The following is a 19,195-nucleotide window of genomic DNA, read 5'->3' on the forward strand; positions in this document are numbered from 1 at the left end:
CCTGAAAAGACGCAGGCAATTTGCCTGTATTACAAGAAGAGGGCCTACACTGAAGCTGTGCACCGGCATGTTAATTCTCATGCTAATCAATTAACATGCCGGCCACTTAAACGATTCAGCGCAAGGACCTTGGATCATGATCATCTACTCCCTCATCTTGTTGTTGGTGGGGCTTTCGCTATTGGGGGGCGGCGCCTGGCTGGCCACCCTGGGTGGAAGCTGGTACTACGCCCTGGCCGGTCTGGTGCTGATCGCGGTGGGCGCCATGGCGCGCTCCCGTCGCGTGCCGGCGCAGCTGCTTTACGCCGGGCTGCTTGTCGCCACGGCCGCCTGGGCCCTCTGGGAATCCGGCTATGACTGGTGGCCGCTGGCCACCCGCATGGGCCTGTTGATGCTGCTTGCGATTCCGCTGCTGTGGCCGCCGCGTGCCGGCAAGCGTCTGGGTACGGCGGTGCTGCTGCCGGTCTGGGCGGTGCTGGGTGTAGGCCTGCTGGGTAGTCTGGCGGTGGACGCCCATCGCATCGAGGGGCGACTCAACGAGGACGAGATCGTCCAGTCACCCAAGCTTGGCGATTCGCCGGAGGCGAGCTGGCATGCCTACGGCCGCAGCAACCTGGGGCAGCGCTATTCGCCGCTGGACCAGATCACCCCGGACAACGTCGGCGAACTGGAACTGGCCTGGCAGTATCAGACCGGTGACAGGAAGGGCCCTGACGACGTCGGGGAGACCACCTACGAGGCCACGCCGCTGAAGGTGGGCAATGCGCTGTTTCTGTGTACGCCGCACAACTGGCTGGTGACGCTGGACGCCGATAGCGGCGAGAAGCTTTGGCAGTATGACGCCAAGGTGCCGGCGGAAAGCTCACGCCAGCACCAGACCTGTCGTGGCGTCTCCTACCTGCCGCCGGCATCCGGCGATGGCGATAGCCTCGACGTCGCGGCGGCGAGCCAGCCGGCCGAGGCGCTGGAGCCGATCCAGTGCGACGCCCAACTGTTCATGCCGACCTCCGATGCGCGCCTGCTGGCCGTCGATCCGGCCACCGGTGCCCGCTGCGCCAACTTCGCCGACAACGGCGAGCTGGACCTGATGCACAACATGCCGTTCACCCAGTCCGGCTTCTACTACTCGACCTCGCCCCCCGTGGTGGCCAATGGCCTGGTGGTGGTGGCCGGGGCGGTCAATGACAACTACGCCGTCGATTCACCCTCCGGCGTGATCCGCGCCTACGACGCCAGGACCGGCGAGCTGCGCTGGAACTGGGATTCCGGCAACCCGGACGAGACCGCGCCGATCGGTGAGGACGAGACCTACGCCACCAGTTCCCCCAACAGCTGGGCGGTGGCCAGCGCCGACGAAGAGCTGGGGCTGATCTACTTCCCGATGGGCAACCGGACCCCGGACCAGCTCGGCCACTTCCGCAGTGAGGCCGAAGAGAAGTTCGCCACCTCGGTGGTGGCGCTGCGTCTGGACAGCGGCCAGGTGGAGTGGGTCCAGCAGTTCGTCCACCACGACCTGTGGGACATGGACACCCCGGCCCAGCCGAGTCTGGTCGACCTGGAGACCGACGAGGGCATGCAGCCCGCGCTGGTGGTGCCGACCAAGCAGGGGGATGTCTACGTCCTCAACCGCGCCACCGGCGAGCCGATCTTCCCGATCACCGAGGAGCCGGCACCGCAGGGCACCATCGAAGGCGACTACGCGGCACCGACCCAGCCCAGGTCTGCCCTGAGCTTCCGTCCGCCGAAGCTGCGCGAGGCCGACATGTGGGGAGGCAGCCTGATCGACCAGATGGTCTGCCGTATCCAGTTCCGCTCGCTGCGCTACGAGGGTCAGTACACCCCGCCGTCCGAGCAGGGCACCATCGTCTTCCCCGGCAACTTCGGCGTCTTTAACTGGGGCAGCCTGGCGGTGGACCCCAAGCGCCAGGTGATGTTCGGCATGCCGCTGTACCTGGCCTTCACCAGTACCCTGGTGCCCAAGGACGGCGCCGAACTCGGCGAGACCAACCAGGGGGAGCAGGGGCTCAACGAGAACGCCGGTGCCGACTACGCGGTGGAGATGAAGCCGTTCCTGTCGCCGCTGGGCATTCCCTGCCAGCAGCCGCCCTGGGGCTACGTGGCCGGCACCGACCTGCGTACCGGTGAGGTCGCCTGGCAGCACAAGAACGGCACCATCGAAGACATGACAGCGCTGCCGCTGCCCTTCGAGATGGGGGTGCCGGGTATCGGCGGCCCGATCATCACCGACGGAGGAGTAGCCTTCCTGGCGGCGTCCGTGGACGACTACTTCCGTGCCTACGACCTGACCACCGGCGAGCAGCTGTGGGAGTCGCGGCTGCCAGCCGGCGGCCAGGCCACGCCGATGACCTACCTCAACAGCCAGGGCGAGCAGATGGTCGTGCTGGTGGCCGGGGGGCATGGCTCGATCGGCACCACCATCGGTGACTACGTGATGGCCTACAAGCTGCCGGATCAGGCGTCACAATAGGCGAGCAGGGAGGGGAGCCGAACATTCGGCTCCTGCCCTGAAACAACGCCGTTGCAGCAAGAGCCCCCGTCGGATGCCCGTCGGGGGCTCTTGCTTGTGTCACAAGGTGGCCGACAAGGGTGCGGCAAAACACCCGCTACCGGCCATAATAAAAGATTCAGATAATGGGGATCTTTGTGCCGCTTCGGGATCGAGTGTCCCGGCGGCCTACCGCCAGGGACAGGGAGAAACGCATGTCAGATATCGCCCTCTACGTGATGATCTACGCGGCCGTGCTGCTGTCGATCTATCAGGTCTACTACATCTACTACGAGCAGCACTTTGCCGACTTCGAAAAGCGTCCCGGAATGGACGCCGAGGCGCTGGAGGAGCTGTCTCGGCTGGCCGAGCAGGCCAGGAATACCGGTGATCGCGAGGCCTTTGCCCGGGCGGTGAACGAGCGCTTCGATGGCCGCGTCGACCCCAGGGTAGCGCTGGCGGCCTTTTCCCGGGACGACGAGCCGGTCAATGCCGCCATGCTGCTACGCCGCCGTCGCCAGATCGTCACCAATGGGCGCATCATGGTCCGCCATCTGGCGAGCTGGACGACCCGCCCGCCGAGCCGGGACCTGCGTGGCACCCTGATCATCGTGATCATCGCGCTGTGCCTGTCGGTGCTGGGGCTGGGTGGGCTCAGCGTCTATACCATCGGCTATGAACTGGGCTCACCGGCGTTCGCCTGGGCCAACGATCCCGCCGTCCTGCTTTCGTTGATCGCGCTGTTGATCGTCGCCACCCACCTGGTCTACAAGCTGGACGTCTACCTTCACGATCTCTACGAAATCGGTAGGCTGAATCCGCACTTTCGCTAGGGCTTGTCTGAAAAGTGCCTGCGCTCGGTAATACGGCGTTAAAAATCGGATCAAAATGCTCATTTACACCCCGTAAACTGCGCTGTCTCACCGATTTTTGCCTTGTCTAACCTTCGCTCGTCGACTTTTCGGACAGCGCCTAGGGCTCGCTTGCAAGAGCCTGCGCCAGTCGACTCTTTGGGCAGAGCCTTGGGGTGTCGCCGCAACTGCCGTCTTTCGCCATGACGCGCTAGCCGTCTTCCAGCACCACCAGGCCGTAGCTGCCGAGCTCCGGCAGTCCGCCTGCACTGGTGCGCAGGGATAGACCACCATCCTCGGCGACATCGAAGGCCATCACCTGACCGGTGTTGCCGACCAGCTGATAGAGGGTGTCGCCGTCGGGGCTCAGCGCCATGTCCGAGAAGAACAGCAATTCGCCGTCGTCCTTGTAGGCGGTGGCATCCTCGAGGGCGATGCTGCCGTCCGGTTTGACGCTGTAGCGGCTGATGGAACTCGACAGAGCGTTGGCGGTGTAGAGGGTATCGCCGTCGGTGTTCAGCGCGACCCAGCAGTTGGCGATCTCGCCTCCTTCCATGGCGGCGCCGGTCAGGGCGTCGGCGGTCTTCAGGGTGAGTCCGCCCTGATCATCCAGCACATAGCTCGAGACCGAGCTGGTCTGCCAGCTGTAGAGCGGGCTCTGGGGTACCTTGTCGGTCTCTTCACGCAGGCCGAACTCCGGCGTCAGGAAGCGTGCCTCCGACATCAACAGGGTCTCGCCCTCGTCCCCCTGGCCGATGGCGAAGCCCACCGGTATGGCGTGGAAGCGTTCGGCCGGCGCACGCGGGCTGTCCACGCTGGCGATCGGATCGGCGGACAGACCCTCGTCACTGACCGCAAAGCTGTGAATCTTGCCGGTCACCAGCTCGTTGACGATGACGAAGGCTCCGGAACGCGAGAAGGCGATGGTCGAGGGGCGGGCGCCCAGGTCGCGCCGGCTACCCTGGATCGCGATCAGTCCTTCGGGGGTGTGGCGATACAGCGCGATGGAGCCGGCCTGATTGCTGTCACCCACGCTGGCGGTGGCGACCAGGTGGCCGTGGATGGCGACAGAAATCGGGAAACGGTCCGAGGCCGTCACGCTGTTGACGGCCTGAAGGCTGCCGTCGGGGGCGCGGTTCATCAGGCTGAGGGTACCGTCGCCCGGGTTGACCGCCACCATCCAGCCGCCGTCTGCGGAGGCCGCGATGGCGTTGGCGGAGATCAGGGGGTCGTCGCCGTTGGCCAGCGGGTGGTCAGGGTTCTTCTCCAGAGCCGGTATCTCCAGATCACCGGTACCAAGGCCCCCGGTGGGATACTCGGAGGCTAGGGAAAGCGTGCCGTCATCGTCGGCATGGAAGGCGGCGACCGAGTTGCCTTCGGTCTTGTTGGTGACCACGTAGATCGTTTCTGCCGCCAGGCAGGTGGACAGCGGGGCAAGTGTCAGCAGCATCAGGGTGGGCAGGCGTAGCGTCATGGGCGGGGCTCTCCATGGGAAGGGACTCTCGATAGCTGTCTCTTACCTTAGGGCAGTCCTGCAGCGGTGCTCTTCATGGCTGTGCCTTGCCACAACACGGCCGGAAAAAAGGTCGATGCGATGCCTCGATGCGCGATCTTGCAAGGTTTGTGGTGCGCCAAAGAAGAGCGCCGACATCCCGGGATGTCGGCGCTGTGGGCAGGGTCTGTAGGTAGGGGCTGTGGGCAGGGGCTGTAGGCGGATGCTCTAAACCGCGACACTATGATCGGAGGCGCCGCGGTCAGCGCTCAGTTTTCCTTGAGCTCCAGGTCCGGTACTTCGACCTTGAACAGGCGGGTCAGATAGAGCAGGTAGGCAAAGCCGACGGCGACCCAGGTGAGGCCCACCTGGAAGGTGTTGAGCGACAGACTCGACCACAGCCAGATGGTCAACAGGAAGCCGACGCTTGGCATGACGCCGTAGCGCAGCAGGTTCTTGGGCTGCATCAGGTGCTCATCCACCAGGTAGTGCTTGATCACCGAGAGATTGACGAAGGAGAAGGCGACCAGAGCTCCGAAGCTGATCATGGTGGCGGCCAGCTCCAGGCTGATGACCAGTGCCATCAGCGAGATGGCGCCGACGATCAACGTCGACCCCAGCGGGGTGCCGTAGCGCTGGCTGAGCTTGCCGAAAACCTTGGGCAGGACCTGGTCGCGGCCCATGGCGAACAGGATGCGGGAGACGCTGGCCTGGGCGGCCATGGCCGAGGCGAAGCAGCCTGCTACATATGCAGCGGTGAAGAAGGCGACCAAAAAGCCCCCGCCGGCGCGGCGCATCACGTCCACCGCGGCCGAGTCGGCGCTGCCGAAGTTGTGATAGTCGGGGAACACCAGATGCCCGACCCAGGAGGCCAGAATGAACAGGCCGCCGCCGATCAGGGTGCACAGCATGATGGCGCGGGGGATGTCACGCTTGGGCTCGCGAGTTTCCTCGCACAGGGTCGAGACGGCGTCAAAGCCAAGAAACGACAGGCACAGGATGGCGGCACCACCGACGATGGTGGTCCACTGGAGCCCTTCGCTGTGGAAGGGCGCCAGCAGCGAGGGGGCTTCGCCACCGGCGATGACCTTCAGCGAGATGGCGATGAAAGTGGCCAGAAAGACGAACTGAAAGCCGATGATGATCAGATTCATCTTGGCCACCAGCTTGATGCCCAGGATGTTCAGTGCGGTCACGGCGACGATGGCTCCTACCACCCAGACGCCCTGATCGATGGCGGGGAAGACCTCCTTCATGTAGATCCCGATCACCAGGTAGTTGATCATCGGCAGGAAGATGTAGTCGAGCAGCAGCGCCCAGCCCACCATGAAGCCCACACGGCCACCGAAGGCGCGGCGTGTGTAGGTGTAGGCGGAGCCGGCGGTAGGGTAGTGCTCGACCATCTTGCCGTAGCTGTAGGCGGTGAAGAACATCGCCGCCAGGGTGATCACGTAGGCCATGGGCACATGGCCGCCGGTGGTTTCGGTGACCACGCCGTAGGTGGTGAATACGGTCAGCGGCACCATGTAGGCGAGGCCGAAGAACACCAGGGCGGGCAGGCCCAGGATGCGCTTGAGGCCGCTGTCCTGGCCGTCGGGGGCCTCGGGGAGGCTGGAACGTCGTTGTTGTGTCATGGGTCGGTTCCTGTTGTTGCTGTTGTTGCTGTTGTTGTTCTGAGCGCTGCTCAGGGCGTGGTCTACCGCCCGTTCCAGGTTGCCGTCGTCGATGCGGTCTGGCGGCTGCGTCGGGGGAGACGTTTCGCCGAACCGTGCACGGTCCCCGTGGCAAATCAGTATGGGAAACCGGCGGTGCTCGCGTGGCGCCGACGCCCGTCCGGGACAAGCGACCTACTGATGTCGTACGGGGCGTCGAGCGTTTTCGTCGAATCGGTCGTGCCGCGTGCCGGGGCTCAGGCGTTGTCGAAGCCCTTGAGCACGTTGATCGCATTGACCCCGATCTCTTCCACCGCGTAGCCGCCTTCCATCACGAATAGTGTGGGCAGTCCGATGCGCTTGAGGCGGGCGCCGATGTCCAGATAGTCGGCGCTTTGCAGGGTGAAGGAGCTGATCGGATCGTTCTCGAAGGTGTCGACCCCGAGGGCGATGATCAGCATGTCCGGGGCGAAGTCCCTGACGCGCGCGATGGCGTCATCCAGCGCCTGCGCCCAACGGGCGTAGTCGGTGCCGCTGGGCAGGGGGTAGTTGACGTTGTAGCCCTCGCCGTCACCTCGTCCGGTCTCGTTGGCGAAGCCGAGAAAGTAGGGAAACTCGTCCATGGGGTCGCCGTGCAGCGAGAGAGTGAGCACGTCGCTGCGCTCGTAGAAGATGTCCTGGGTGCCGTTGCCGTGGTGGAAGTCGATGTCGAGGATGGCGACCCGCTGGTGGCCCCGGTCCAGTGCCCGCTGGGCGGATACCGCCACGTTGTTGATGAAGCAGTAGCCGCCGTACTGGTCCCGTGCGGCGTGATGGCCGGGCGGTCGGCACAGGGCGAAGGCCGGCGCGCCGCTGTCGAGCACCTGGTCCAGGGCGGTCAGGGCGATGTCCTTGCTGAGCAGGGCCGCCTCGAAGGTGTCGGCGTTCAGCGAAGTTTCTCCGGCCAGGGCGTAGTAGCCAAGGCGGCCCTCGATATGGCGGGGTATGGGGCCGCCGGGCATCCGCCGTGTCGGCCAGATATTGGGAATCGCTTCGCCTTCGTAACCGGCCGCCTGCCAGTCGCGCCAGGCAACCCGCAGAAAGTCGATGTAGTCCGCGTCATGGATGGCCAGCACCGGCTCTAGTCCATGCTCGTCGGGGCCGCGGATCTCGCCAATGGACTCGGTCCTGGCGCGTTCGATGATGTAGTCCACCCGCTCGGGACACTCGAAGGGCGCGACCAGTTGGCCGGCAAACAGCTCGGTGAGAGTGCGACGGTCGCGGGTGGCGTCGCTATGAACGATCAACATGGCGGTGTCTCCTTTGGCAGTTCCGGGGCAAGGTGACGAGTGTGCGGCCTGCATCGCGGCTGTCGCTGTCTACTCGATCACGGCGGCAAAACGGTCGTTGAGTCGGCTCAGCGCCGGGCCGATCAGCGGCAGGTGGCGCTCACGCGACGCCAGGGCTTCCTCGGTGGCGTAGCTCAGGGTGATGGTCTGGGCGCCCAGCCAGCGCAGGGGTTCGGGCTCCCAGCGACGAACCACCTGGTCCAGTGCACAGCCATCGAAGGCCCAGGGGGCCCGTGTCAGCGGAGTGTCCTGTCCACAGATCATCTCTGCCAGGGTGCGCGCCATCAGGTGGCTGGCGGCGACGCCTTCGCCGGCATAGCCGCCGGCGGTGGCGATGCCGGATCGCCGATCGACGAGGGCGTGGGGGCGAAAGCTGCGCGAGAGGCCCAGGGTGCCGCCCCAGCCGTGGCTGATATCGACCTCGCCGAGGTCGGGAAACAGGTCCTGGAGCAGCGCCTTGCGCATCTGGATGTCGCCCTGGGTGATGGATGCCTGGTGACGCGGACGGGCGTTGAAGCGGTAGCGTCCTCTGGCGCCGAAGATCAGGCGACCATCGCGGCTGCGATGGCCGTAGTTGATCAACCGGCTGGCGTCGGCGAAGGTCGGTCGCTGTGCCAGGCCAATGGCGTCCCACTGGCTCTGACTCAAGGGCTCGGTGGCGATCACCAGGCTGGAAACCGGGACCAGGTGGGGACGCAGCTGGGGCAGGGTGTTGTAGCCTTCGGTGGCCATCACGATCATCGGTGCGCGGATGCTGCCCTGGGGCGTGGTCACCTTGCCGTCGTCGATGCTCGTCGCCGGGCTTTGTTCGTAAAGCCTGACCTGCATGGCCGCGAGTCGCTCGACCAGCCCATCGATCAGCTTGCCGGGGTGCAGCGTGGCGACCTGACGATGAAAGATGCCACCGAAGGGGCGGCGGAAGCGGGCCCGGTCGCTGAGTTCGTCGGCGGACAGCCAGAGGCAGTCATGCTGGCGATGGCCGAGTTCCAGCAGGTGTGCGAGGTAGTCCCGCTGGAGCGCCTCCTGAGCCGGGTAGCGGGCCGCCGCGTAGAGCGCCCCACCCTTGTGGAAGTCGGCGTCGATGGCTTCCTGCGAGAGGGTCGTGCCGATCTCGTCGACATTGGCGGACAAAAGCTCGCACAGCGCCTGGCGCCGGGCCAGGGTCAGGCCCTTCAGGTGCCGCTCGAGGCCCGCCAGGTTGCCCACCACCCAGCCCCCGTTTCGCCCGGAGGCGCCGTGGCCGAAACGCCTGGCCTCGAGGACCCGGATGTCCTTCTCCGGGGCCAGACGCTTGAGGTGATAGGCGGTCCACAGGCCGGTGAAGCCACCGCCGACAATGACTACGTCTGCCTGTTCATCCCCGGTCTGTTCATCGATAGCCTGTTTATCCCCGGTCTGTTCACCGATGGCCTGTTCATCGGTGGTCCGTTCATCGATGGCCTGTTCAGCAATGGAGAGGGGGGCGAGTGGGACTCGCCCGTTGTCTCGGTGTGACCAGAAGATGGCGTCGTTGGACGGTGCTTTCGTCATCACATGAATCCCAGTACCAGATAGAGGGCGGCGGCCAGCAAGCCGGCCAGGGCCGCGTAGGGCAGTTGGGTAAAGGCGTGCTGGAAGGGCGTGCAGCCGCTGGCCTGGGCCGTCAGCACCGTTGCGTCCGAATAGAAGCAGGCGTGGCTGCCGAAGGTGCTGGCCGAGAGGGTGGCACCGATCACCAGCGTCATGTCGGCGCCCAGATTGTGGCCCAGGGTGGTGACGATGGGCAGGATGATCACGAACACGCCCCAGTTGGAACCGGTGGCGAAGGAGACGAAGCCCATCAGCGCAAAGATGATGAAGGGCAGGATCTGGGCGTTGATCAGCGGTTCGACCGTGGTGATGATGTACTCGTTGAGTCCCAGGGTGGTGTTGACGTCATTGAACATGAAGGCCGCCACCAGCACCGCCAGGGCATCCAGCATCGACTTGAAGCCCTCCAGAATGTTGTCGAAGGTCTCGCCGGGGGTCAGCTTCTTCAGGCCGATGAAGGCCACGATCATGCCGGCCAGGGTCACGAAGATGCCCATCAGGAAATCGAGATCGAAGTACCAGGTGAAGAAGGCCAGCGACATCATCGGCAGCAGGAACATCCAGACGCTGCTGCGTGTCTGGTCCTTGGCCGCCAGGTGGGCGATCTCTTCATCGATGTGCTCGGCGCCGGGCGGCACGCAGCGACCCTCGAGCTGGGCGCGCTGCTCGGCGCGCTTCATCGGGCCGAACAGCGGAATCTTGCCGTAGGCGACCAGCGGCACCATGGCCACCGCGATCCACGGATAGAACATGAAGGGGATGGCCTGGATATAGGTCCAGACTCCCTGGCCGTCGGCGGCCAGGCCGTTCTTTTCGATCAGCGCGCCGAAGAACACCGCCCAGGTCGAGATCGGGATCAGTACGCTGATCGGTGCGGCGGTGGAGTCGATGACGTAGGCCAGCATCTCTCGCGACGTCTTGAAGCGGTCCGTCACCTGACGCATCGAGGTGCCGACCGCCAGGGAGTTGAGGTAGTCGTCGACGAACAGCACGATGCCCATGAACCAGCAGCCGAGCAGCGCCCGGGGCTTGCTGGTGATGTAGCGCAACAGGCTTTCGGCGAAGGAACGCGAGGCGCCGGATTTCAGCAGCAGCGCAATGATCGAGCCCATCAGCCCGCATACCGCGATCACCCAGGCCACGTCCTCGTCGGTCAGGACGTTGAGCAGGCTCTCGGAAAGGGTGGACAGGGCGCTGGTCGGCTCGATCAACAGGGTGCCGACGAAGGCGCCGGCCACCAGCGGCTCGAGCGCGCGACGGCTCCACAGTGCCAGCAGCAGTACAACGGCGGTGGGCAGCAGCACCAGCCAGCCGCCTGCGGGGAAAAACGCTTCCATGGATGTCCTCCTGGACGATCATTGTTGTTGGTGAAGCGACCTGGCGATGGCCGTGGGTCGCGTCGATCAGGAGCGTGGCGTGACAGCTATTGGTTGTCGTTGATGTTGTCGTTGATGTTGTCGTTGGCGTCGTTGATGGTGAAAGGTCCGGTCGATATCGAGCTGCCGACGGCGAGTCGGCGGCGGACGCTCAGCGCAGTTTTTCGCGCAACTGGTAGTACCACATGCCCGCGGCCAACAGGCCGTTGCCGAGGCGCTCGCTGACCGGGATGCGCCAGTGGCGCATGTCGGCGAACAGGTCGAACTCCTCCAGCTGACCGCTGACCGCCCTGGCCATGATGTTGCCAACGATATGCGAGGTGGCGATGCCGTGGCCCGAGTAGCCCTGGGCGTAGAAGACGTTGGGTGACAGCTTGCCGAGCTGAGGGATGCGGTTGATCACGATGCCCGCCTTGCCCTGCCACTGGTAGTCGAGAGCGATTCCCTTGAGCTGCGGGAAGGTGTGTTCGAGCCGGGGGCGCAGTTCGGCGCCGATATCCGCTGAGTCCTGGCCGGAATAGTTGGCGCCGCCACCGAACAGCAGGCGACCGTCGGCGGTCAGGCGGTAGTAGTCGAGCACGAAGCGGGTGTCGTAGACCGCCAGGTCCTGGGGATTGATCGCGGCCTGCTGCTCCCGGCTCAGCGGGGCGGTGGTGACGATGCCGAGAGAGGCGGGGAACAGCTTGCCCTTGAGCGCCTTGCGCTCCAGCCGGTGATAGGCGTTGCCGGCCAGCACCACGCTGTCGGCGTGGATCTGGCCACGCTCGGTGACGACACAAGGGGTAGCGCCGTGGCGGATCTCGGTGACCCGGGTGTCCTCGAACAGCAAGCCGCCCACGTCCTCAAGGGCGCGGGCCTCGCCAAGACACAGGTTCAGCGGGTGCAGGTGCATGTTGTAGTCGTTGTGCACCGCGCCATGGTAGAGCTCGGTGCCCACCAGTTCGCGCGTCTGATCGGCGTCCAGCAGACTCAGGTGCTGGGCGATCTCGTGGCCCTGGGCCGCCTCGACGTCGCGCTTAAGCTCGGCCATGTGGCTCGGTCGGTAGGCGGCGTGCAGGTGGCCGAACTTCAGGTCACAGGCGATGGCGTACTTGTCGACACGCTGACGCAGAATGCGGTGGCCTCGCCAGCGAAGATCCCAGACGAAGTTCTCGGCTGCCTCTCGCCCTAGCGGGCCGGAGAGCTGCTTGAGCATGGCGTCCTGCCCCGACAGGCTGCCGGTGACCTGACCGCCATTGCGACCGCTGGCCCCCCAGCCGATCCGGTTGGCCTCGACCAGGGCTACCCGGTAGCCACGTTCGGCGAGTTCCAGCGCAGTGTTGACGCCGGTGAAGCCGCCTCCGATCACCGCAACGTCTACCCGATGCTCGCCCTCGAGCCTGGGATATTCGGCTTCTTCGTGGATGGTCGCGGCGTAGTAGGACGCGCAGCGCGGTTCGCTCATGACGACTCCCGAAACGATGACAGCTTGTTATTGGTGTGATCACATGTTGTGATCACACTAGCAGGGCTTGCAGATGCGCACAAGATGCGAATTCGACCCTGGGCGGCCCAGGCTGCGGCGTCTCGGCGTGGGCTATCGTCATCGCGATGGGCTAGTCTTGACGCCAGACGCAGGTAGATATCGCCGTGATGGTGGCAGGCCAGCGGCCTGTCGGATTTTTCGCCGATGGCGACAGACGAGCGGTCGACGGGCGGCCTGCAAAAGAAGCAAAAGGGGAGTGATAGAAAAGTTATAGTGGGTTGGCGTGAGGAGTGAAGTGGAGAAAGGAATGGCGAGGGGAATGGCGAGGGGAATAGAGAGCGGAATGGCAGAGATGAATGGAGAGCGGAATGGCGAGGGGAATGGAGAGTGGAATGGCAGAGAGGAATGGACAGAGGAGTGACAAGGAAGCGCAATGACCGACGTTCATACTGACAATAGCGATGACGCCATGGTCGCGCCGATCGGCATGGAACCATCGCCTCCGCCCTACCTGCCGGATACCGCCTCGACCCGAATTCACCAGGACCTGAGGCGTCGTCTGTGCGAAGGGGCCTTCAGTCCGGGCGAGGTGCTTTCGATCCGTGGCATCGCCGCCTGCTATGACACCAGCGCCATGCCTGCTCGGGAGGCGCTGCGCTGGCTGGTGAGCGAGGGGGCTCTGCAGTTTGTCGACAGCCGCAAGATCATCGTGCCGCACTTGAGCCGGGAGCGCTTCACCGAGGTGCTGTTCGCCCGCAGGCGGCTGGAAACCGAGTTGGCCCGGCAAGCCTTTACCGCGATCGAGCACCAGCACATCGACGCCCTGGAGGCGTTGGACGATGGCATCAATCGTGCCATCGAAGCCGCTGATCTCAAGAGCTATATGCGTGGCAACCACGCCTTTCACTTTCTGATCTACCGGCTGAGCGGCTCGACGGTATTGCTGCCGCTGGTCGAGCAGCTATGGCAGCAATACGGTCCCAGCATGGGCTTTATCTGCACGCGTTGGGGCGGCTCCGCCATCGCCGACGATCACCATCGTGAGATTACCCAGGCGCTGCGCCGGGGGGACAGGGACGCCTTCTGTCGCGCGGTGACCGCCGACATCGAGCAGGGGATGCGGCTGCTGGACGACTACTACGCCTCGTCGATGTGATTTCTGGGCTATCTTGATGACGTCCGGCGCCAGTCCTTCGGACCGCCGACCCGAGCATCGAAAGAACGTCGTTGAGTCATCAGGAAAAGCTCATGCAAATCTACCCTTACCTGTTTTTCGACGGCCAGTGTGAAGAGGCCCTGGCGTTCTATGCCGAGCTGATGAACGGCCGAGTGAGCGAGCTTCATCGCTACAGGGACATGCCCGCCGATACACCCGATGCTGGATGCGGGGAAGAGGGCACACCGTCGCCAGAGCACATCATGCATATGCAGATCGAGGTGGCGGGTCATGTGCTGATGGGGTCGGACGCCTCTGGGGAGGCGCCTCAGGGCTTTTCTCTGGCGCTTTCAGTGGACTCACGCGAAGAAGCCGAACGGCTTTGTTCCGGGCTTGCTGAAGGTGGAGAGATCATGTTGCCCCTGTCGGAAACCTTCTGGGCCGAGCGCTTTGCCCTGGTGAAGGATCGCTTCGGCGTCGCCTGGATGGTCATGTATGAAGGCGCACGTGGCGGCTGAATAACGGTGCGTCTTGATGCAGGGCGTCCAGCGGAGCCGGAGGATTCCCAGGCGGTATTCGCAAGTGGGGGCAAGGAGCACGACAAGCGCTCAAGCATGGGCGGCGAATAGCGACAAGAGAAGGAGGATGGGGGCAAGGATGGAATTTTCAAATGTCAGGGGGCCCTTTATCAGCGAGCCCCAGATGCTGCCGGGCTTCGGTGAGAAGAGTGGTATCTACAAGGTCGCTGCCGCTGAGCCTCAATGGCTGTCCCGACTGGGGCTTTCCAATGACAGCCAGGCCAATCAGGTCGACCACGGCGGGGTGGACCGCGCCCTGTGTCACTACTGCGCCGATCACTATCCCCGCTGGAACGAGCGCTATCCCGACGCCGGTGTGGTGCTGGAGGCCGGCGTGCTGGGTGAGAATATTGCGAGCCAAGGCGCCGATGAGCGTGAGGTGCGTATCGGTGACGTCTATCGCATCGGCGAAGCGCTGGTGCAGGTGACCCAGCCCAGGCAACCCTGCGCCAAGGTCGATGCCCGTACCGGCCAGCCGGGACTGGCGCGGGCCTTTATGCAGGAGGCCCGGATGGGCTGGCTCTACCGCGTGCTGGAGGAAGGATGGATTGCGCCGGGGCCTGTCATCGAGGTGGTCGAGCGCGGTGATGAAAGGTGGAGCGTGGAGGCCTGCTGGCGGGTGCTGGAAGACCGCAGGGCGCCCCTGGATACCATGGCCGAATTGCACGGTGTCGAAGCCCTGGCGCAACACTGGAAGGACCAGCTGGTCCGGCGCATGGACTATTGGCGCGGGCGCGCCTGAGGACGGCAGGCGGGTGAATACCACGCGCTGTAGGGTGCTGCTGCGCCTGGCGCCGAACTGAGCCTGTCTTCTCTACACCTGTCTATTGTGTGCCCCTGTCTCTTGGACTGAAACGACAAGGCCCTGCTGTGTCGCAGCAGGGCCTTGTTGCAGGGGCTTGTCGCAGGGCCTTGTCGTGATCAACCGCAGCGGAGCATCAGATGTCGCTGTCGGCGGCCAGGTCGTTGGCCAGCGCCACTTCGGAGCCGGGCTTGGCGGTCTGAAGCGCGGCCAGGGTGGGGCCGGTTTCCTGCTGGAAGGAGGCCAGCGCCTGACCGGACAGGCTCTGGTTTTCCGGAAGGGCCACGCGCATCGCATTGACCTGATTGTTGTTGACCATGACCTCGTAGTGCAGGTGAGGTCCGGTGCTGCGACCGGTGTTGCCCGACAGGGCGATCCGTTCGCCCATGGTCACGCGCTGTCCGGTGCTGACCAGCGGGCGCGACAGGTGCAGGTAGCGTGTCTTGTAGCCATTGTCGTGACGAATCACGATATAGCGACCCGCCGCCGGGTGGTTGCCGACCTTTTCCACGCGACCATTGGCCGGGGTCTCGATGCCGGTGCCGATCGGCATGGCGAAGTCTGTGCCCTTGTGCGGGCTGACGCGGCCGGTGATCGGATGGCGGCGGTTGAGGTTGAAGTTGGAGCTGATGCGGTAGCTGCCGGAGAACGGGTAGCGGTTGAAGGCCGGGTCGAGGCTCTGGCCTTCGGGGGTGTAGAAGTTGTTGTCCTCGGGATTGCGCACCAGCGTCAGGTCCATGCGCTCGCCGTCGTAGGACACCGCCAGCACGCGGGGGTCCAGGCGCTGGCCGTCGATGATGTCGGACTCGACCAGTACCCGGAAGCTGTCTCCGCGACGGGTGTCGCGGCGAAAGTCGAGCTTCTTCTCGAGCACCCGTGCCATCTCCGAGACTTCGGCACGGCTCAGGCCTGCGGCCTCGGCGGAGCGAGCGAAGCTGCCGCTCACGGTGCCGGCGTAAAGGCGCTGTGAGGCTTCGCCGGCACGCTCGATGGTCGCCACGTCAAAGCCTGAATCCTGGCGTTCGATCAGGTAGCCGTCGCGCACGTTCTTCATGATGCGCAGCGCCAGCAGTCGACCGTCCTCGCCAAGCTGATACTCGAAGGTGTTACCGACGCGCCAGCGGGTCAGCACGTTCTGGTCGGGCAGGTCCTCGAGCAGCGCCATGACCTCGCTGTAGCCCAGCCCCAGGGTCTTTTCGGCCATTTCGGCGAAGGTGTCGCCCTGCTGGACGCGATAGGTCTGCCAGGTCGGGACGAACGGCTCGTTGGCCGCAATCTCTTCCTCGAGCACGATCGGGCCTTCATCGAACAGTTCGAGCTCGTCTTCGCTGACATCCTCATAGGAAGTAGCGTCGCTGGCGACGTCCAGCGACTGCTGCTCCAGCAGCCCACTGGCCACGGTGCCGAGCACCACGGCGATATGCAGGGAGCCTTCGTCGAGCTTGAAGGCGGGCGGCTGCGGATTGCCGTCCAACGCAACTGGCGCCGCGGTGGATGAATCAGCGGCGCCAGGAAGCGTGCGAGAGGATTGTAAGGTAAGAGGAGGTAGTCCCGACGATGAACGCATGGCGTTCTCGAACTTGACGTCGGCGTGGGCCTCGTCGACGAAGTCGATGTCGACGATTTCGCTGGCCTTGAGCTGGGAAATCGGGATGTGCTGGCTGGTGGCATCCAGCGCCAGGTCGATGGCTTCGGCGACCTGGGTTCGCTCGAAGTTCAGCGATGGCAGTTCCGGCGAGGCAGACTCTCCTAGCGGAACGAGAACTGACTCCAGCGATTCATTGCCTCGCTGAACGTCTTCGTAGGTGGTGACAATCTTGTGGGCGCCCAGCACGGTGACCATGGTGGCAACGGGTAACAGCAGCAGCTTGTGCGTGCGGGGCAGCGAATGGAGGATTCGCATCATGGTAAAAGGGCCATAGAAAAATTGATGAAGGTAAATATATAGGCTATTGCACCATACCCCATGAAGTATGGTATGCCTAGACTGTATGGCCATACAGCGAATGGCGCATCGCCCGGTGGTTTATGTGACCGGGGGCGCCAGGAATGGATGAAGCTGTGACAAAACCTTGTTCGAACGCTGTTTATTAACTGTTCTTCATTGGACCCTTAGCGTTGAACAAATGCAACCCCCCGGTAAGTCGTAGTGCTTTCTACTCCCCCCGAAGGACGATAAGTCTCATTTTGTTGATATAAGTCCAATGACTGGCCAGGCACCGTACAAGGCCCTGCGGGGTAAGGGCGTATCGTGACTTTCATCGATGCGACTTTCATCGATGCCAAGTCGTGCCATTGGCGCCGTCGGCTGGCATGCTCATTGGATACCGTCAAAAGGATTCAAGCATGTCGCGTGTCACGCTCGCACAGTGGCAGATGCTGGCCGCCGTGGTCGATCACGGTGGCTTTGCCAGGGCCGCCGAAGCCGTTCACAAGAGCCCTTCGACCCTCAACCATGCAGTGCACAAGCTGGAGGAGCAGTTGGGGGTCAAGGTGCTGGAACCGGTGGGGCGCCAGGTTCGGCTTACCGAGGAAGGGGCCTTGCTGCTGCGCCGTGCCCGCCAGCTGCTGGAGAGCTCCGACGCGCTCGTGGATATCGCCGCTCGACTGCGGGAAGGCCTGGAGGCCGAGGTGGTGCTGAGCATCGACCAGATCTTTCCCTCGAACGTACTGGCCAAGGCGATGGAAGCCTTTTCCAGCGCTCTTCCGCAAGTCAGGCTGCAATTGCACGAGTCGGTACTCAATGGTGGTGTGGAAATGCTCGAGGATGGCCGAGCCGACCTGGTGGTGTCAGGGGTGACCACGTCGGGCTACCTGGGCGAACCCCTGGTCAGCGTGCCTTTTATCGCGGTCGCTCACCCGGACCACCCTCTACATGCTATGAGCAGGCCGCTGGACCTCAGGGATCTGGAGCACCATCGCCAGGTCGTGGTGAGGGACTCGTCGCAAAGAGCGTCGCGCGATTCGGGCTGGCTCAAGGCCGAGCAGCGCTGGACCGTCAGCCATATCGCCACCTCGGTAGAGATGCTCGAGCACGGGCTGGGGTTTGCCTGGTTGCCCAAGACCCGCATTCGCGACCAACTGGCCAGTGGCCGGCTCAAGCCATTGCCGCTGCAGGCCGGCGGTACGCGTGAGGTGCCCATCCAGCTGTATCATCGCGACGCCGACCGGGCGGGACCCGCCACCAGGGCCATGGCGGAGCATCTGCGCCAGGCTGTCCGGGACTGCAGTTGCTGAGGTCTGGGCACATCGGAGGTATTGGGTTCGAAAGAATCGAAAGGTTGGCGGCAAAATGTGCGCTTGTAGTCGATTCTTTCCACCGTATGCTGGGATCTCCAAGGCGCTTCACGGGAGAGACCGTATGGGACTGTTAATCGATGGGGTCTGGCACGACCAGTGGTACGACACCGAGAGTACCGGCGGCGAGTTCGTGCGAGAGTCCGCCCAGTTGCGAGACTGGGTCAGCGCCGATGGCGCGCCGGGCCCCGATGGCCAGCCTGGCATCAAGGCCGAGGCGGGACGTTTTCACCTGTACGTGTGTCTGGCCTGTCCCTGGGCCCATCGCACCTTGATCATGCGGCGACTCAAGGGGCTTGACGCGCTGATCGGCGTCTCCCACACCAGTCCGCTGATGGGCGACAAGGGCTGGAGCTACAACGAGGCCGAAGGCTCCAGTGGTGACTCGATCAACGGCGTGAGCTTTCATCATGAGCTCTACACCCTGACCGACCTTCACTACACCGGTCGGGTGACCGTCCCGGCGCTGTGGGACAAGCAGCGCAAGCGCATCGTCAACAACGAGTCGGCCGAACTGGTCAGAATGTTCAACTCGGCCTTCGACGAGCTGACCGGCAATCGTCTCGACTTCTATCCCGAGTTCCTGCGCCAGACCATCGACGAGATCAACGCCGACGTCTACGACAACATCAACAATGGTGTCTACAAGGCGGGCTTTGCCTCCGATCAGGCGGTTTACGAACGTCACGTCTCGGCGCTGTTCGCCTGTCTCGACAGGCTCGAGGCGAGGCTTGCCAATCATCGCTATCTGGCCGGAGCCTGGCTGACCGAGGCCGATATTCGTCTGTTCACCACCCTGGTGCGTTTCGATGCCGTCTACCATGGCCACTTCAAGTGCAACCTCTATCGCATCGAGGACTATCCCAATCTGTCGCACTACCTGCGCGAGCTCTACCAGTGGCCGGGTGTCGCCGAGACCGTGGACCTGGATCATATCCAGCGCCACTACTATATGAGCCACGACACCATCAATCCCAACGCCATCGTGCCGTTGGGGCCTGTGCTGAGACTGGATCGGGACCACGACAGAGAGCGTCTGGCCTCAGAAGGCGTCTACCAGGGCTGAGTCAGACGCTGGCGGAGAGGATCCGCTGGTGAGCCGTGGGTGGGGGAGGGGACCGGC

Annotated in this window: 14 protein-coding genes; 7 read left to right on the forward strand and 7 right to left on the reverse strand. The window is 63.9% G+C overall.

Translation table 11 applies throughout. The annotated features are described in order from the left end of the window. Positions 1-136: 136 nt before the first annotated feature. Both NKF27_RS05465 and NKF27_RS05470 read left to right on the forward strand, forming a co-directional pair. Positions 137-2,488: a glucose/quinate/shikimate family membrane-bound PQQ-dependent dehydrogenase gene (locus tag NKF27_RS05465; RefSeq protein WP_253555633.1), complete on the forward strand. Its 2,352-nt coding sequence runs from the start codon at positions 137-139 to the stop codon at positions 2,486-2,488. Positions 2,489-2,721: 233 nt separating this feature from the next. Next, positions 2,722-3,339 carry a hypothetical protein gene (locus tag NKF27_RS05470; RefSeq protein WP_222515446.1) on the forward strand — a complete coding sequence of 206 codons (618 nt, stop codon included), beginning with the start codon at positions 2,722-2,724 and terminating at the stop codon, positions 3,337-3,339. 229 nt (positions 3,340-3,568) lie between these two features. Here NKF27_RS05470 and NKF27_RS05475 read toward each other — a convergent pair whose 3' ends face one another. From NKF27_RS05475 to NKF27_RS05500, 6 genes are all read right to left on the reverse strand, one after another. Continuing rightward, positions 3,569-4,831: a lactonase family protein gene (locus NKF27_RS05475; RefSeq protein WP_253555634.1), complete on the reverse strand. Its 1,263-nt coding sequence runs from the start codon at positions 4,829-4,831 to the stop codon at positions 3,569-3,571. 287 nt (positions 4,832-5,118) lie between these two features. Then, positions 5,119-6,483 carry an APC family permease gene (locus NKF27_RS05480; protein WP_045991889.1) on the reverse strand — a complete coding sequence of 455 codons (1,365 nt, stop codon included), beginning with the start codon at positions 6,481-6,483 and terminating at the stop codon, positions 5,119-5,121. 275 nt (positions 6,484-6,758) lie between these two features. Then, positions 6,759-7,790 (reverse strand): histone deacetylase family protein, encoded by a 1,032-nt coding sequence (locus NKF27_RS05485; protein WP_253555635.1) that lies wholly within the window; start codon positions 7,788-7,790, stop codon positions 6,759-6,761. A gap of 69 nt (positions 7,791-7,859) precedes the next feature. Continuing rightward, positions 7,860-9,359, reverse strand: a complete 1,500-nt coding sequence (locus NKF27_RS05490) for an FAD-binding oxidoreductase (protein ID WP_253555637.1) — start codon at positions 9,357-9,359, stop codon at positions 7,860-7,862. Then, positions 9,359-10,735, reverse strand: a complete 1,377-nt coding sequence (locus tag NKF27_RS05495) for a Na+/H+ antiporter NhaC family protein (protein ID WP_045991891.1) — start codon at positions 10,733-10,735, stop codon at positions 9,359-9,361. Before NKF27_RS05495 ends, NKF27_RS05490 begins: the two co-directional genes overlap by 1 nt. Before the next feature lie 190 nt (positions 10,736-10,925). Then, positions 10,926-12,218: an FAD-binding oxidoreductase gene (locus NKF27_RS05500; RefSeq protein WP_253555638.1), complete on the reverse strand. Its 1,293-nt coding sequence runs from the start codon at positions 12,216-12,218 to the stop codon at positions 10,926-10,928. Between the two features lie 454 nt (positions 12,219-12,672). Here NKF27_RS05500 and NKF27_RS05505 point away from each other — a divergent pair, with 454 nt between their 5' ends. The 3 genes from NKF27_RS05505 to NKF27_RS05515 all read left to right on the forward strand — a co-directional run bounded on the left by NKF27_RS05505 (position 12,673) and on the right by NKF27_RS05515 (position 14,715). Further along, positions 12,673-13,395, forward strand: a complete 723-nt coding sequence (locus NKF27_RS05505) for a GntR family transcriptional regulator (RefSeq protein WP_253555639.1) — start codon at positions 12,673-12,675, stop codon at positions 13,393-13,395. A gap of 71 nt (positions 13,396-13,466) precedes the next feature. Next, on the forward strand, positions 13,467-13,913 hold the full coding sequence (locus NKF27_RS05510) for a VOC family protein (protein WP_253555640.1): 447 nt from the start codon (positions 13,467-13,469) through the stop codon (positions 13,911-13,913). Between the two features lie 139 nt (positions 13,914-14,052). Next, on the forward strand, positions 14,053-14,715 hold the full coding sequence (locus tag NKF27_RS05515; protein ID WP_253555641.1) for an MOSC domain-containing protein: 663 nt from the start codon (positions 14,053-14,055) through the stop codon (positions 14,713-14,715). Between the two features lie 196 nt (positions 14,716-14,911). Here NKF27_RS05515 and NKF27_RS05520 read toward each other — a convergent pair whose 3' ends face one another. Beyond that, a complete protein-coding gene (locus tag NKF27_RS05520) occupies positions 14,912-16,681 on the reverse strand; it encodes a peptidoglycan DD-metalloendopeptidase family protein (RefSeq protein WP_045991895.1) in 1,770 nt (589 codons plus the stop codon). A 440-nt stretch (positions 16,682-17,121) separates the two neighbouring features. On the opposite strand from NKF27_RS05520, the gene NKF27_RS05525 reads away from it, so the two are divergent. Both NKF27_RS05525 and NKF27_RS05530 read left to right on the forward strand, forming a co-directional pair. After that, positions 17,122-18,012: a LysR family transcriptional regulator gene (locus tag NKF27_RS05525; RefSeq protein WP_045991896.1), complete on the forward strand. Its 891-nt coding sequence runs from the start codon at positions 17,122-17,124 to the stop codon at positions 18,010-18,012. 124 nt (positions 18,013-18,136) lie between these two features. Then, on the forward strand, positions 18,137-19,138 hold the full coding sequence (locus NKF27_RS05530) for a glutathione S-transferase family protein (protein ID WP_253555642.1): 1,002 nt from the start codon (positions 18,137-18,139) through the stop codon (positions 19,136-19,138). Positions 19,139-19,195: the final 57 nt, after the last annotated feature.

This window comes from Halomonas sp. DN3 (assembly GCF_024137905.1).
Classification (GTDB): domain Bacteria; phylum Pseudomonadota; class Gammaproteobacteria; order Pseudomonadales; family Halomonadaceae; genus Halomonas; species Halomonas litopenaei.